This window comes from Catalinimonas locisalis (assembly GCF_038039535.1).
In the GTDB taxonomy this organism is placed as follows: Bacteria; Bacteroidota; Bacteroidia; order Cytophagales; family Cyclobacteriaceae; genus Catalinimonas.
In genome coordinates, this window is sequence record NZ_JBBPHP010000031.1 from 45,231 (window position 1) to 60,325 (window position 15,095).

At 42.4% G+C, this 15,095-nt stretch carries 13 protein-coding genes; 4 read left to right on the forward strand and 9 right to left on the reverse strand.

Annotated features, from left to right (window positions below):
- Positions 1 to 6: 6 nt before the first annotated feature.
- From WJR50_RS25360 to argS, 4 genes are all read right to left on the reverse strand, one after another.
- Complete coding sequence (locus WJR50_RS25360; protein WP_341296106.1) at positions 7 to 858, reverse strand: universal stress protein; 852 nt, start codon at positions 856 to 858, stop codon at positions 7 to 9.
- A gap of 116 nt (positions 859 to 974) precedes the next feature.
- Positions 975 to 1,877: a 1,4-dihydroxy-2-naphthoate polyprenyltransferase gene (locus WJR50_RS25365; protein WP_341296107.1), complete on the reverse strand. Its 903-nt coding sequence runs from the start codon at positions 1,875 to 1,877 to the stop codon at positions 975 to 977.
- 6 nt (positions 1,878 to 1,883) lie between these two features.
- Positions 1,884 to 2,381 carry a glutathione peroxidase gene (locus WJR50_RS25370; protein ID WP_445223487.1) on the reverse strand — a complete coding sequence of 166 codons (498 nt, stop codon included), beginning with the start codon at positions 2,379 to 2,381 and terminating at the stop codon, positions 1,884 to 1,886.
- Positions 2,382 to 2,442: 61 nt separating this feature from the next.
- Complete coding sequence (argS, locus tag WJR50_RS25375; protein ID WP_341296125.1) at positions 2,443 to 4,251, reverse strand: arginine--tRNA ligase; 1,809 nt, start codon at positions 4,249 to 4,251, stop codon at positions 2,443 to 2,445.
- A gap of 120 nt (positions 4,252 to 4,371) precedes the next feature.
- On the opposite strand from argS, the gene WJR50_RS25380 reads away from it, so the two are divergent.
- Positions 4,372 to 5,757, forward strand: coding sequence for a type III PLP-dependent enzyme domain-containing protein (locus tag WJR50_RS25380; RefSeq protein WP_341296109.1), 1,386 nt, complete (start codon positions 4,372 to 4,374; stop codon positions 5,755 to 5,757).
- 88 nt (positions 5,758 to 5,845) lie between these two features.
- Here the strand turns inward: WJR50_RS25380 and WJR50_RS25385 are convergent, their stop codons facing one another.
- The gene (locus tag WJR50_RS25385) at positions 5,846 to 7,804 is read right to left on the reverse strand and encodes a GAF domain-containing protein (RefSeq protein ID WP_341296110.1); all 1,959 of its coding nucleotides are present in this window, start codon (positions 7,802 to 7,804) and stop codon (positions 5,846 to 5,848) included.
- A gap of 296 nt (positions 7,805 to 8,100) precedes the next feature.
- Here WJR50_RS25385 and prfA point away from each other — a divergent pair, with 296 nt between their 5' ends.
- The 3 genes from prfA to WJR50_RS25400 are packed head-to-tail and all read left to right on the forward strand — an operon-like array spanning position 8,101 to position 11,027.
- Positions 8,101 to 9,171, forward strand: coding sequence for a peptide chain release factor 1 (prfA, locus tag WJR50_RS25390; protein ID WP_341296111.1), 1,071 nt, complete (start codon positions 8,101 to 8,103; stop codon positions 9,169 to 9,171).
- Positions 9,172 to 9,188: 17 nt separating this feature from the next.
- Positions 9,189 to 10,574, forward strand: coding sequence for a hypothetical protein (locus WJR50_RS25395; protein ID WP_341296112.1), 1,386 nt, complete (start codon positions 9,189 to 9,191; stop codon positions 10,572 to 10,574).
- Between the two features lie 30 nt (positions 10,575 to 10,604).
- On the forward strand, positions 10,605 to 11,027 hold the full coding sequence (locus tag WJR50_RS25400; RefSeq protein ID WP_341296113.1) for a secondary thiamine-phosphate synthase enzyme YjbQ: 423 nt from the start codon (positions 10,605 to 10,607) through the stop codon (positions 11,025 to 11,027).
- Positions 11,028 to 11,095: 68 nt separating this feature from the next.
- Here the strand turns inward: WJR50_RS25400 and WJR50_RS25405 are convergent, their stop codons facing one another.
- Genes WJR50_RS25405 through WJR50_RS25420 form a run of 4 tightly spaced genes read right to left on the reverse strand, consistent with a single transcriptional unit; the run spans position 11,096 to position 15,040 of the window.
- Positions 11,096 to 11,992 (reverse strand): rhomboid family intramembrane serine protease, encoded by an 897-nt coding sequence (locus WJR50_RS25405; RefSeq protein ID WP_341296114.1) that lies wholly within the window; start codon positions 11,990 to 11,992, stop codon positions 11,096 to 11,098.
- An 11-nt stretch (positions 11,993 to 12,003) separates the two neighbouring features.
- Positions 12,004 to 12,801: a rhomboid family intramembrane serine protease gene (locus WJR50_RS25410; RefSeq protein ID WP_341296115.1), complete on the reverse strand. Its 798-nt coding sequence runs from the start codon at positions 12,799 to 12,801 to the stop codon at positions 12,004 to 12,006.
- A gap of 5 nt (positions 12,802 to 12,806) precedes the next feature.
- Positions 12,807 to 14,681, reverse strand: a complete 1,875-nt coding sequence (mutL, locus tag WJR50_RS25415) for a DNA mismatch repair endonuclease MutL (protein WP_341296116.1) — start codon at positions 14,679 to 14,681, stop codon at positions 12,807 to 12,809.
- 5 nt (positions 14,682 to 14,686) lie between these two features.
- Positions 14,687 to 15,040 carry a hypothetical protein gene (locus WJR50_RS25420; RefSeq protein ID WP_341296117.1) on the reverse strand — a complete coding sequence of 118 codons (354 nt, stop codon included), beginning with the start codon at positions 15,038 to 15,040 and terminating at the stop codon, positions 14,687 to 14,689.
- Positions 15,041 to 15,095: the final 55 nt, after the last annotated feature.

Genomic DNA, 15,095 nt, shown 5'->3' on the forward strand with positions numbered 1-15,095 from the left:
AGTGTATTATTTTTTTGCCAGGCTAAACGTCCACACCGGACGTTTGGCATGGTTTACCACATCTTCAGCGATACTTCCACTCAGCAGATGACTGATGCCTCTGCGACCATGAGTGGCCAGAGCAATCATGTCTGCATTGATATCTTCAGCGAAGAAGACTATGCCATCCTCTTCTACATCATCGTTATATACATTCAAAGTGTAATTTTTCAATTTATGCTTTTCTACAAAAGCTTTCATCTCCTTTTTGTAGTAACGATCGCTCTCAAATGAGCTGGGTGTATTGACACATATAATGTGGAGAGTGGCATCAAATAGTTCCTGTAATTTAGCAAGCTCAGGCACGAGCTTATCGTCATCGTCTCTCAGATTGGTAGCAAACACAATGTTTTTGATAGAATCAGGCTCAACGGCTCCCTTGACAGTGAGTACCGGGCAATGGGCACGGCGTACTACTTTTTCTGTGTTGGAGCCTATCAATACCTCTTCTATACCGCTACTGCCCTGAGTACCCATTACCACTAAGTCAACTTCCTGGTCTGAAATGGTTCGGGCAATACTTTCGTAAGGATTTCCGATCTCTACCTCACCATCTAATTGGATATCTGCGTATTTAGGATTTTTTACCAGTTCAGTGAGTTGCTCTTTCATTCGCTTGAGCAATTGGGCAAAGAACATGGAGTCCATACCGTCGGGAGCAGTTACCTCCCCCATAGCGTTGAAAGAAGTGCCATGAGGAGCCTCAACAACGTTGAGTAGCTTTACAGTTGCAGAGGTTTTTTTGGCTATACCATGGGCAAGATCCAGTGCATATTGCGCTTGTTGAGAAAAATCAGTAGGAACAAGAATACTTTTCATAACTAAAAATAATTTTACGTTGATTGGCTAATGCAGCAGTAAATTATAAGATTTATCGGATTAGTCGAGCCGCTTGTAATAATATAGAAAAATTAATAGGCCTTTTTCAGAAAAATTCAGATAAGTAAATGGCCGATTCCAAAGCTGAGTACATAAATAAGTGTAGTAAGAGCCATTTGTTTAAGATAAGGGTCTAGTTCAACCGAAGTTTTTTTATGCTGTACAGCCAAGCCATTTTTGATGAGTAGCGGTACTGTAATCAAAAAAAGTAATTGCCACCAGGACTCAAAGTTGAGCAGTATGTACCAGATAGAGCAAAGCATACCTGACAGTAATAGTATCCAATGATAAATGACTGCACGGCCACGGCCCAGACGCACCGGAATAGAACGTTTTCCGGCCAGCTCATCGGTCCGTATATCCCGAATATTGTTCACATTGAGTACCGCAGTAGAAAAGAGGCCACAACTCAGGGCGGGTAGCAGATAATCCCATGGATGCTGTTGGGCATATAAATAATAAGAACCCAACACCCCTACCAGTCCAAAAAAGATCAGGACAGAAATATCCCCCAGGCCGGCATAGCCATAAGGTTTGCTACCCGAGGTATAAGTAATGGCCGCGAAAATAGCTGCTACGCCCAGTAGGAGGAAAAATAGCAATAACAATTGATTGCCGGGCAACGCGGTAAGCAAAAGTAACACTCCACTGACAAAAGAAAGCACTCCAAATAGGATAATTGCTTTTTTCATGGCCTGCGGACTGATATGCCCGGCCTGCACGGCACGAGAAGGTCCCTCACGCTCAATACTATCGGCACCATGAATGGAGTCGCCATAATCATTGGCAAAATTAGAGAGAATTTGCAGGAATATGGTGGTAAGCACGCTAAGGGCAAATATCTGCCAGTTGAAATGATCTGCATAGGCTGCCAGAAAAGCTCCCATCCCTATGCTGGCCAGTGCCAGAGGTAAGGTACGAGGGCGTGCTGCCAGTATCCAGGCCTGAAGTTTACTCATGCTATGTTAAGACTCAATCGCCTTGATTAATTCATCTGAAAGAGGCTTTACTGAAGATGGAAAAAACTTCACCAGCTTGCCCTCTTCATCTACCAGATACTTGCAGAAGTTCCAGCTGGGCTCCTGATCGTTCCATCCGTTCTGGCTGCTATCACTCAGCCAGCGGTAAAGGGGATGTTTGTCTAAACCTTTGACCGATATTTTCTCAAACATCGGGAAAGTCACTCCGTAACTTGCTTCACAAAAAGTAGCGATCTCTTCATTGCTGCCGGGCTCCTGTCCTCCAAAATTATTGGCGGGAAAGCCCAAGACAACTACTTTATCACCGTACTTTTCGTTCAGTTCCTGAAGACCTTCATACTGTGGGGTGTATCCACATTTAGAGGCTACATTGACCAGCAGCACTTTTTTTCCTTTGAACTGAGAGAAGTTGATAGCTTTACCTTCAATGCTGTTCATGCTAAAATCATAGAAAGAAGCAGGGGCATCATTAATTTGACTCATAGGATTAGCGAAGGCTAGCAATAAAAAACATGAAACGAAGAATAATAGCTTTTTCATAGGTTTACATTCTTTCAGGGACCTGAATACCCAATAAACTCATGGCGTTTTTGATTGTTTCTGCCACTGCCTTAGAGAAAATCACCCTGGCGAGCAGGAGGTCTGGATTTTCCTCACCAAAGATAGAAACTTCGGTATAAAAACGGTTGTACTCTTTGGCCAGATCATAAACATACTGAGCAATGACAGAAGGAGCATAATCATCAGCGGCCAGCGAAATCTTTTGGGGAAAATCTGTGAGGATACGAATCACCTCTAACTCTGCCGGATGAGGAATTTTATTGGCCTTAAGCACATCGGTATGCTCCAGGTCTAATTGCATCTCTTTGGCTTTTCTTATGATGGCCGAGATACGCGCATGAGTATATTGGATGAAAGGTGCGGTGTTACCCTGAAACTGTACAGATTCCTCCGGATTGAACAGCATACGTTTTTTAGGGTCTACTTTGAGCAAGAAGTATTTAAGCGCACCTATGCCGAGTATTTTGTACAGCGCTTCCGCCTGTTCATCAGTAAAACCTTCTATTTTACCTAGTTCTTCTGTATGATTTTTGGCAGTGTCTATCATTTCCGCCACTAGGTCATCAGCATCTACCACCGTACCTTCACGGGATTTCATTTTGCCCGAAGGCAGATCTACCATGCCGTAAGAAAGGTGGTAAAGGCCCTCTGCATAGCTCCTTCCCAGCTTTTTCAGGATCAAAAAAAGTACCTTAAAGTGATAGTCCTGCTCATTGCCCACCACATATACCAGATTATCAAAGGGGTAATCTTTATAGCGCAGGTCCGCGGTGCCTAAGTCTTGCGTCATGTACACTGAAGTGCCATCGGCTCTTAGTACCAGCTTCTCGTCCAGGCCATCTTCACTAAGGTCAATCCATACTGAGCCATCATCTTTTCTGTAAAAGACACCTTTTTCCAACCCTTCTTCTACAATATTTTTTCCAAGCAGATAGGTTTGAGACTCATGGTAAATCTGGTCAAAGTGCACACCGATGGATTGATAGGTAGCATCAAAACCTTCGTATACCCAGCCATTCATTTTTTCCCAGAGAGCAGTTACTTCAGCATCGCCCTGCTCCCACTTTTGCAGCATATCCTGCGCAGCTTTGATAAGAGGAGCTTCTTTCTTGGCTTGCTCCTCAGGCATGCCCTCTGACTTTAGCTGCTCAATTTCTGCCTTATAAGCCTTATCAAATTCCACATAATATTTCCCTACCAGATGATCTCCTTTGATACCGGAAGATGCTGGCGTTTCGCCATTACCAAAGCGTTGATAAGCCAGCATGGATTTGCAAATATGTATACCCCGGTCGTTGACGAGATTTACCCGCCTCACCTGATACCCATTGGCTGCCAAAATGCGGGATACACTATCGCCCAGAAAATTATTACGCAGGTGCCCCAGGTGGAGAGGTTTATTGGTATTGGGAGAAGAAAATTCTACTACTACTTTACGCTCCTGCACCTCTCTGAATCCATATTTTTTCCCTTCCTGCAGTCCTGATCTGGCGATCTCTTCCAGTAATGAAAGCCAGATTTGCTCTTCAATTTCCAGATTCAGAAAACCTTTTACTACATTAAAGGCTTTAACAACAGAACTCTGTTCCTTCAGGTATTGTCCGATCTCCTCGGCAGTAGCCTGAGGATTTTTTTTAGAAAAACGAGCATAAGGAAAAACGACAAAAGTATGAGAACCAGCAAACTCCTTGCGTGTAGGTTGCAGCTTAATTTCGTCCGCATTCAGTGCATGCCCATAAAGACTCTGAAACGCATCTATAATATCTTTAACAATTAACTTTTCTATATCCATCGGCCTGATATTGACAATTCGTTTGCGATTTTTGCAGCGCAGTTTTAAGTTTTGCAAAGATGTCAAATATATATCAATATTGCATGCCTCTTAGTTCACACAAAAATTTAAAGCCTTCTGATGAGAAGATATATTGATCTGATAGAACAAACTTTTGATCTGCCCACCGAAGATTTTAAGGTAGATCAGCAGGGACTTTATTTTCATGATGTTCCTTTGATGGATGTCATCAAAGAATTTGGTACACCGCTTAAACTTACTTATCTGCCAAAGATCAGTGAGAACATACAGCGGGCCAAACAGATGTTTAATGCTGCCATTGATAAACATAATTATCCGGGAAACTATCAGTACTGTTACTGTACAAAGTCTTCTCACTTTGAATTTGTGTTGCGTGAGGCTCTGAAAAACGATATTCACCTGGAAACTTCTTCCACCTACGACATTGAAATTATCAGGAAACTGCATCAGCAGGGAAAGATTGATAAAGACATTCGCATTGTGTGCAACGGATTCAAGCGGGATTTATACAAGCAGTACATCAGCGAAATTCTGAATGATGGCTTCAGAAATTGTATCCCTGTACTGGACAACCTTGGGGAAATAAATTATTACGAAGAGCATGTCAAAGGGGAATACGAAGTAGGCATCCGGGTAGCTTCGGATGAGGAACCCCGTTTCGAACTATACACCTCACGCTTGGGAGTACGCTATAGCGATATTGTAGATTTTTATCACGAGAGACTCAAAAATAGCAGGGCTAAGCTTAAGATGCTTCACATTTTTGTGAATCAGGGGATCAGCGATTCAGCCTACTACTGGAGCGAACTCAGCCGCTTTGTGTACAAATACTGCGAACTAAAAAAAGTATGTCCCGAACTGGATTCTATTGATATTGGTGGCGGCTTTCCAATCAAAAACTCCCTCTGGTTTACTTATGACTATGCATATATGGCGGAGCAGATCGTTGCCAACATCAAAGAGATATGTGACGAGAACGATGTGCCAGTGCCCAATATTTATACAGAGTTTGGTATTTATACCGTAGGAGAGAGCGGGGCAGCGATTTATTCCATTCTGGATCAGAAGCTGCAAAATGATAAAGAGCTATGGTATATGATAGACGGTTCTTTCATTACCCAACTGCCTGATATCTGGGGTTTGAATAGAAAGTACATTATGCTGGCAGTAAACAACTGGGAGAGCGAATATCAGAAAGTAAACCTGGGAGGGCTTACCTGCGACAGCATGGATTACTACAATTCTGAAGCACATACCAATGAGGTTTTTTTGCCAAAGATCAAAAATGGCGATCAGCAGTACATTGGGTTTTTTCATACTGGCGCTTATCAGGAGGCAATAGGGGGCTATGGCGGTATACAGCATTGTCTGATTCCGGCACCTAAACATGTAGTGATTAATAAAAAAAGTGATGGCACATTAGACTATCAGCTATTCGCCCGGGAGCAGGATAGCGAAGCAATGATGAAACTGCTCGGCTATTAATAATTTTGATAAGCTGAGATAAAAAAAGGGACCGGATAATACTGCTATCCGGTCCCTTTCAATATTTTTGGATTATAAAACTTGCCTATTATGCTTCAGCCGCCTCTTTATTAGCGTACGCTTTTGCATCCACAATTCTGGCGATAAAATAAGTCTGACCATTCAGGTTGAAATCGTCAAACTTAATTTCAGCCTCAAATTCAAGTCCGGCTTTATTTACCAGAGTATGTTGTGATTCGGTATGAAGATGTTCTTTCAGATAGCTTATCATCTCACCTTCGCTTACATTCTTGAAGAAAGCACTTACATTGATCCCACTTAGCTGTTCTTCGGTATACCCAAACATCTTCTGCGTATTTTTATTAAAGAAGTCTAATTCACCATTGGCATTGATGCTTATGAAGGAAGCTGCCGCAGTGTCCAGTACAGCTTTGATGCGAGACTCCCGTTCTGTCATGCTTCTTTGCTTACGGTTCATCTCTTCCTGGGTAGCCTGAAGCTCTTCCATATTCTGGCGCATCTCCTCTTCCTGAGCACGCATCTGCTCAGTCATCTGTGTAGATTCTTCAAGAAGCTGCTGGGTACGAGAGTTCACCTTAGCAGAAGAGATAGTAGAAGCAATGCTTTCGGCAATCTTTTGTAAAAACTCTATTTCATAGTCTTTAAATACCTGGAAGGAAGCAATTTCAATAGCTCCGTATACTTCCTCATTAACCAAAAGCGGAACAATCAGAATACTAGTGGGATTGCTGTCTCCCAAGCCGGAAGTAATTGCTATATAATTTTCCGGTACATCAGTGAGAAAAATAGTGTCTTTTTCCTGCCATGATTGTCCTACTAAGCCTTCACCTTTATAGACTTTTTGCTCAACATACTTCTGTCGGTCCCAGGCATAACATGCCTCCAGCTTCATATAAGCTTCGTCACTTTCGGTATCCTGTACTATAAACATGCCTCCCTGGTTGGCATTCAGGTATTTGATAAGATCAGATAGGATAGTATTACTCAGCTCTTCTACGCTATGGTTATTTTGACGGAGTATTTCACCAAATTTAGCAGAACCTTCAGTAGCCCAGTTTCTTTTCTTATCATCTTCGGCTACCTTTTGCAGGTTATTACGCATATTGATCAATGAGTTACCCAGTACATCATGTTCACTAAGCGGGCTGAAAGATGCCTGATAATTTCCTTCTCCGATTTGTTCTGCAAACTCGGAGGTATCGCGTAGGCCGTTGACCAGTACATCTACTGCTTTAGCCATATCCCCTACTTCATCATGATTGAACTTTTGGCTATTGCTCTCTGTACCCTCTTCTTCCTGGGGAAGTTCGCCTCTACCGAGTCTTTGGATCAAGCCCTTCAAATAGTTAATGGGTTTGGTAATATTACGGGTGAGCCAAAATGCTCCAAGAAGGCCAATAACGATGGTAATAGTACACAGAATTAAGATTATGTTACTAAGCTTATCAGAAGAAGCAATGATACTGGCCTGAGCCTGATCCGCTTCTTCACGCTTTAGCGCACTGATTTTGTACAGTTGGTCTTTAAGCTTATTGGTTCTGGGTAGTACCTCACTCTCTACAGCTTCAGTGGCCTGCCACTTTACCATAGCATCCTCGTAATCTTCAAAAGAAACCAACTGCGACATAATATCTTTCTCAATATCTATCAGCTCTTCAAAGCCGATAAATGCTGAATCTACAGTTTGACGCTGGATGGAATCCTGCCAGTTAGGAAGAAGAGTACTCAGCTTATCTTTAAGCTCTGGATAGCGGAAACTATGCAGGTCTTTAAGCGCATCCTTGTCTTCCTGGTTATTCTGTAAATAAACCCAGTTGGTGACCAGCATTTTGGATTCAGTTACCAAAAGGATAAATTCATCAATCGCTTTTACTGAAGGATCAATGACCTCTGTGTTTTCATTGATCAGGGTATTACTGTTACTAATTGTGATAATACTAACAGCCGCATTGATGGCGAAAATGACAATCAGTGAAATAAAACCGCCAAAAATTTTACTCCCAATTGTGAACTTAGGTTTCTTCATAATGATTACAGATGTATTCTATGCTAATGGCCCGATTTTTCGGATAAACGGATCAAAACTATGTGATTAGAAAAAGGTATATTAGTAGAGTACAAGTTTTCATCTTTATTGGCGGATATAAAACTTATCTGAAGATGAAATATTACAGGGTAATTTCTTTAAGCTTTTTGACCTGCCACCGTCCAATATTGTAACTTATCGTGAAGTAATTTTTTCAGGTTATACATCGTAATGCTAAAACTAGTACTTCTACAATCCGTGCTGTTTATTAACTTTGTATTCAAACCCAAAATGTAATGATAGATAAATTAGAAGCCATAAAAGACCGTTTTGAAGAAGTAGGGCAGTTGATAGTGCAGCCTGACGCCATGGCTGACATGAAAAAATACTCCAAGCTAAGTAAAGAATACAAAGACCTTGAGAAGGTAGTGAGAAAATATAAGGCTTACCAGGACGTGCTTTCTGACCTGAAGAGTGCCAAAGAGTTACTTTCTACTGAGAAAGATCCGGAGTTCAGGCAAATGGCCAAGGAAGAAATTGAGGTTAAGGAAGAAGAGAAGGAGACTTTGGAAGAAGAGCTCAAGCAAATGCTGATTCCCAAAGATCCTAATGATAGCAAAGATGTAATTCTGGAGATAAGGGCAGGAACCGGTGGAGATGAAGCTGCTATTTTTGCAGGAGATCTCTTCCGTATGTATCAGCGCTATGCAGAGAAAAAAGGCTGGAACCTGACAGTGCTGGATTTGACCGAAGGTTCTTCGGGAGGGTATAAAGAAATTATCAGTACAGTATCAGGCGAAGATGTATATGCCCAGCTCAAATTTGAATCTGGTGTACATCGTGTACAGAGAGTACCTGCTACCGAAACTCAGGGACGGGTGCATACTTCAGCAGCCAGCGTGGCCGTATTACCTGAGATGGAAGATGTGGAGGTAGAGATTGATATGAATGATGTTCGTAAAGATACCTTCTGTTCTTCAGGGCCGGGTGGTCAGTCGGTTAACACCACTTATTCTGCGGTGCGCCTTACTCATGAGCCTACCGGACTGGTGGTCACCTGTCAGGATCAGAAGTCACAGATCAAAAACCTGGAAAAAGCGCTAAAAGTACTTCGCTCCCGCTTATACGAGATAGAACTGGAAAAGCATAATGCGGAAATAGGCGCTCAGCGCCGTTCTATGGTGAAAAGTGGTGACCGCTCCGATAAGATCAGAACCTATAATTATCCTCAGAGCCGTGTGACAGACCATAGAATCAATCATACTGTATATAATTTACCCTCAGTAGTAGATGGTGACCTGGATGATTTTGTTGAGAAACTGAGAATCGCCGATAATACTGAAAAAATGGAAGAAGGAAAGCCATAAGTCGGAAGAAGCTTAGCATGAGGTTCATAGTTGATCTTTGTAAGCTGGCAGTTTTGTTGCTGCTAGGCATAGCACTATCATGTACGCCTGAAGAGGAAATTATCTCTACTGAGGAAGGTATAAGGCTAAACTTCAGCCAGGATACAGTGCGTTTTGATACACTTTTTAGTACGCAGAAAAGTATCACCCATGCTCTGCAAGTTTACAATACTGAGGAAAAAGCTGTGCAAACTACTATACAGCTGGCAGGGGGAAGTAACTCGGCCTACAGTATTTTTTTAAATGGTGCAGAAGGAGTACATTTTGAAAATGTACTTCTCCGTGGAGGTGATAGCCTACTGGTGCTCGTAGAGGTCAACATTGCATCCAGAGATGAAGACGCTCCTTTCATTGTTGAAGATTCCCTTCTTTTTCTCACCAATGGTAATCAGCAAAGAGTGAAACTACTAAGTTGGGGGCAGGATGCATATTTCATGGAGAGCTGGCAGATTGATAAAGATTTAGTGTTGAGCGGTGAGCGACCTTATGTGATCAAAGATTCTATCTGGGTGAAAGAAAATGCAAAGCTGCAAATTCCCGAAGGAGCAAGTATATTTTTTGAAAGAGGAGGAAGCTTATGGGTAGATGGTAGCCTGGAAGTAACAGGCAGTGCAGAGAATCCAGTCAGGTTTACCTATGTTCGTCAGGACGGCCCTTATGCCAATGGCCCGGGGCAATGGCAGGGTATACTGATGAGTGAAAAAAGCCAACAGCACAGCATAGACCATGCAATCATCCGCAATGCTGAAGTGGGTTTGTATATCTCCAAACCGGATGAAGATACCATACCCGACCTGAGTATCAGTAATACAATTATTGAAAACATGTCTGTCAATGGAATATTAGCCATTAACTCGGATATTGATGCCTACAACCTGGTAGTTAATCATTGCATCGTTAACGCTGTGGGTAATTTTGGTAAAGGTTATTACAGATATATTCACTGCACTTTTGCCAATGATGCGGTAAACTTTGCCCGCGAAGGGAGCACCGCTTTTTTTATAGATACGCTACAGGCTGATCCGTCCCTTAGCCAGGCTTTTCATCTGGAGCTTCGGAATAACATCATCTGGGGAAATATGGAGAATGAATTGAGCTTTATCCTTGCTGAAGAAAGCTCTGCGCTCGCAATAACTTCCAATCTCATCAAAGCAGCGGGAGCGGATTTCCCTTTTTCAGAGGCCAATATCCTTAACGAAGACCCCCAGTTTACAGATCCGGCAATATATCAATATGCATTAGACTCAACATCTGCGGCCATAGATCAGGGTGAAATCACTTTTGTAAAAGAAGACATTGAGTCAAAAGAAAGAGATGAAAAGCCTGATTTAGGCGCATATGAATATGTGAAGCAGATTGAATAGATTTTTTAACCATAAATTACTACTGATATCATGCAAATCTTTCAGAAGGAAATAAGACTACCCTCCTACCCTAGAGGTTTTCATATTATTACGCATCAGGTAGAAAAGGAATTTGAGGAGATCAAAAAAATCCAGCAGGGGTTGCTCCATGTGTTTATCCAGCATACCTCGGCCAGCCTCACCATCAACGAAAATGCTGACCCTACGGTAAGAGAAGATTTTGAGAGCCATATGAATAAGATGGTGCCTGAAAACGCTCCCTACTATGAGCACACATTAGAAGGTCCTGATGATATGCCAGCGCATATCAAAGGCTCACTCATGGGAAGCAGTGTTACTATTCCCATTTCTGGAGGAAGGCTCAACCTGGGAACCTGGCAGGGGATTTATCTTTGCGAACATCGCAACCGGGGTGGTAATCGTCGGCTGGTATTGACAGCCTACGGCCAATAAAAAAACCGGTTCAACTTATCATTGCACCGGTTCAATTTGAAATCTGCAACTTTTTTATATTGTGATTTTCAATTCTTACTGGCGTCAAAGAGTTTTTGCTTTTCTTCTTTGGTAAGGCTGTCATAACCGCTCTCAGAAATCTTGTCTAGAATGGCATCAATTTCTTCCTGCTTACTCTGGGTATCTGCGGTCGGGCGGCCATTGCTCCTCTTCTTCTGCGCATTACGATAAGAGACTTTGACCTTGGGCTGCCTTACAAAAAAACTTTTGACAAAAGAAAAGAAGGAAGTGAGAGGTTTACCCAAATCGTTTCCACTCTGAAGCTGCTTAATGTAGATAAAGCCAAGCGCTGCACCTGCTAGGTGGGCCAGTTCTCCACCGGCATTGGGCCCGGCAGACTGAGCAAACGAAAGAATAACATAAAAAATAGCGATGTATTTGATTCTGACTGGCCCCAGCAAAATAAGCGAAATGGTATAATTAGGCATAAAGGTAGCTGCCCCCACCACCACTGCATATACTCCTGCGGAAGCACCTAGCATACGAGAGGTTTCTACTTGTCCGGCAAAGTACGGAAGCGTATTATAAATAAGAATATAAAAGATTCCTCCGGCAAGCCCTCCCAATACATATAAATTAACAAACTTCTGGCTGCCTAAAAACTCCATAATCAGACTACCAAACCAGTAAAGGAAAAGCAGGTTGAAAAGAATATGAAAAAAACCTTCGTGGGTGAAAAAGTAAGTAATCAGTGTCCAGGGCTTGACAATAAAATTGTCCAGTGCAGCAGGCAGCATCAGTTGGCGGAGTATAAGTTCATATATATCTCCAGCCCCGGAGAAAGCCAAAATAACCCTGAAAAAGATCAGGGCTACAAATACTACTAAATTTATTACCAAAATCTTCATCAGGCCGTTGTTAGGCCTATTGAAGGCATTTTTAAATTCGTCTAATATACTGTTCATGACAACCTTTGCTAATAGAAAGTATTACGTTTTCCTTGCCATACTTTGATGAGTATGAAAGCAAATAACATCCCGCCAAGGTGAGCAAAGTGCGCTACATTGTCTCCGGGTACGCGTTCAAATCCTGCCCAAAGCTCGTATAGTCCGTAGAATAATACAAAATATTTTGCTTTAATAGGAAAAGGAAAAAATAACAGAAATAATTCAGTGTTAGGAAAAAGTAACCCGAACGCCATAAGTATGCCAAAAATAGCCCCAGAGGCACCCACCATCGGAATATTTGCCTTGCTTGTCAAAATCTGATTAGCCCATTGTTTGCCCTGACTGATATAGCTGGCATTATTGGGATTATCATAATATTCACCAATAAAATTTTGTACGTCAGGATTTTGCCAGGCAAACTCTGCATTGTCTCTCACAAAAGTATCGAAGCGCTCAGGAGTAGGTTCATTGATATAAGTTTCTACCGCATTTTGTAGCTGGTTGACCTCATAAAAATTAATCCCTGAATATAATAGTGCAGCGCCCAGACCAGTAACCAGATAAAACACCAGAAAACGTTGGCTGCCCCAGAAGCGCTCCAGTAGAGGCCCGAAGATGAAGAGGGCAAACATATTACCGAAAAGGTGTCCCAGGCCTCCATGAATAAAGAGGTGGGTAAAAAACTGATAGGGACGAAAACTGTCAGAAAAAATATAACGAAGACCCCCAAACTCAACGAAGTTAATAGAGAGAAGAGCTTGGGCAATATAAATCCCGATGTTGATGATCAACAGGTTTTTGACAATAGGAGTAAGTCTTCCAAACATGTGTATTATTTAAAAAAGTCTGAAATCTGGTCTAGCTCCAGGATGTAATATGTCTTATGGCCATCTGGAGCATAGTCGGTGTGCAGGCAGCCAAACAGGCGGTCAATGAGGGTGCTCATCTCTGCCGGATTAAGCTTTTGTCCTCTTTTGACCGACATACGCCGGGCTATAGAGCGTGCTACACTTTCTCGTTTGTTACTGGCAAGGTCGGACTGGTACGACTTATATTGTTCTATAAGCCCTTCAAATATTTCTTTTTCGTTTCCGCCTTTTATATCAGTAGGTACGCCATTTATGACGATGGTGTTTTGTCCGAAGATAGTAAAATCAAACCCTAAGGCATTTATTTCATCTTTAAGTTCCTCTACCAAAGCCATATCGGCTGGGTTAAGTACCAGGGTTTGAGGAAAAAGTGACTGCTGTGATACACCCGAACGCCGCTCCAACGCCAGCGAATAATGTTCATATAAAATGCGCTCATGTGCAGCCTGCTGGTCAATGATCATCATACCGGATTTGACCTGAATCATGATATAGCATTGGTGAATCTGAAAAGGTTGCTCACTGGTACCATGCATACTGTCATGAAACAAAGACGCTCCGCTGGGCATACGGTTGGCAGCACTTTGGAAAGTCAGAGAATTTTCTTCCTCCTCTTTCTCTTCTGCATTCTCATCAAAGTTAAAATAAGAAGGGTTTTGAGGCTGATTGTATAAGCTTTCCCATTGAGAAGTATCAGCGCGTTTCAGGGCAGAATGTTGCTTAAAATCCCTCTGTGGGCTACTTTGTGAACTTGTATCCGTAGGAGCATTTCTCCCTCTTCCAGACATACGGCTGAGCACACTAAAATGGTTTTCTTCTCTTTCCTGTTCGTTTAGTGAGGGAGTGACAAGGTTAGTGCCCAGCGCTCTCTTTACTGCCGCTCGGATAATAGCATAGACTGTACGTTCATCAGCCAGCTTAATTTCTGTCTTGGTAGGGTGAACATTGACATCAATTTCTGCCGGGTCTATTTCAATAAAAAGCGCATAAAAAGGAAAAGAATCTTCGGGCAGCATAGCCTCATAAGCGCTCATTACCGCATGGTTGAGGTAGCTGTTTTTGATAAACCTACGGTTGATGAAGAAAAACTGCTCTCCCCGGGTCCGCTTGGCATACTCCGGCATACCGATGTAGCCATATATTTTGAGCGAAGGCGTTTCTTCCTGGCAGCTCAGAATCTGCTTACGATAGCTATCTCCCAGTAGTTCGGCAATGCGGCGACTGAGTTTTCCCTTGCCAAGGTCATAGCTAAGGGTGTCGTTGTGGTAAAACTCAAAAGAAATGTCTGGTCGGGCCAGCGCCACACGGAAAAATTCATCCATAATATGGCGCATTTCTACAGCATTTGACTTTAAAAAAGTACGTCGGGCAGGTACATTGTAAAAAAGATTCTTAACGCTGATAGAAGTACCGGCATCGGTAGCCATCGGTTCGCTGTTCTTGAATAGAGAACCCTCTACACTTAGGCAGGTGCCAAATTCGTGCTCACGCGTACGGGTGATCATTTCTACCTGGGCCACAGCCGCTATAGAAGCTAGCGCTTCACCCCTGAAGCCCAAAGTATGAATGGCATAAATATCCTCAGCACGCCTGATTTTGGAGGTGGCATGCCGTTCAAAGCTCATGCGGGCATCCGTTTCACTCATACCCGTACCATTATCCTTTACCTGGATAAGCGTCTTTCCCCCATCTTTGACAATCACACAAATATGATCACTGGCCGCGTCTATTGCGTTTTCTAATAACTCCTTGACTACTGAAGCCGGCCTCTGCACTACCTCACCTGCTGCAATCTGGTTAGCAATGGCATCAGGCAGAAGCTGAATGACATCTGACATGTAAGCTACCTCCGTTTCGAGTATTTTCTTATTCTGATATAGAAATAGATTGGAACGATAAGCACAAATATGTAAAAAATATCATTACCATATAATAAGTAGCCCCCAATGAATACGATCAAGGAAATAAGTATGATCATTTGTAAAATATTGGCATTCTTAGTATAGTTAGCTCTTTTAGAAAATGAGCCGGAAATGCCAGAGGCATAATCAGAGCTTCCTCCTTCACGGAGTTGGCTTATTTCTTGCTTAATTCTGCTGGTACGTTCCTCTATATCTTCTTTAATGGGATCGTAATAGCGTGGTTCAATATTAAATCGTCTATTGTTAGGCAGACGGGTGAGTGTAGGGAATTTCATCTCTGTATTCTTTTGATATGCAGCACTAAATAGGCCAAATATTTGTTAAAATCGC

Coding starts and splice junctions, on each gene's coding strand:
- WJR50_RS25360 (WP_341296106.1), bottom strand. CDS start 858: ATGAAAAGTATTCTTGTTCCTACTGATTTTTCTCAACAAGCGCAATAT.
- WJR50_RS25365 (WP_341296107.1), bottom strand. CDS start 1,877: ATGAGTAAACTTCAGGCCTGGATACTGGCAGCACGCCCTCGTACCTTA.
- WJR50_RS25370 (WP_445223487.1), bottom strand. CDS start 2,381: ATGAGTCAAATTAATGATGCCCCTGCTTCTTTCTATGATTTTAGCATG.
- argS (WP_341296125.1), bottom strand. CDS start 4,251: ATGGATATAGAAAAGTTAATTGTTAAAGATATTATAGATGCGTTTCAG.
- WJR50_RS25380 (WP_341296109.1), top strand. CDS start 4,372: ATGAGAAGATATATTGATCTGATAGAACAAACTTTTGATCTGCCCACC.
- WJR50_RS25385 (WP_341296110.1), bottom strand. CDS start 7,804: ATGAAGAAACCTAAGTTCACAATTGGGAGTAAAATTTTTGGCGGTTTT.
- prfA (WP_341296111.1), top strand. CDS start 8,101: ATGATAGATAAATTAGAAGCCATAAAAGACCGTTTTGAAGAAGTAGGG.
- WJR50_RS25395 (WP_341296112.1), top strand. CDS start 9,189: ATGAGGTTCATAGTTGATCTTTGTAAGCTGGCAGTTTTGTTGCTGCTA.
- WJR50_RS25400 (WP_341296113.1), top strand. CDS start 10,605: ATGCAAATCTTTCAGAAGGAAATAAGACTACCCTCCTACCCTAGAGGT.
- WJR50_RS25405 (WP_341296114.1), bottom strand. CDS start 11,992: ATGAACAGTATATTAGACGAATTTAAAAATGCCTTCAATAGGCCTAAC.
- WJR50_RS25410 (WP_341296115.1), bottom strand. CDS start 12,801: ATGTTTGGAAGACTTACTCCTATTGTCAAAAACCTGTTGATCATCAAC.
- mutL (WP_341296116.1), bottom strand. CDS start 14,681: ATGTCAGATGTCATTCAGCTTCTGCCTGATGCCATTGCTAACCAGATT.
- WJR50_RS25420 (WP_341296117.1), bottom strand. CDS start 15,040: ATGAAATTCCCTACACTCACCCGTCTGCCTAACAATAGACGATTTAAT.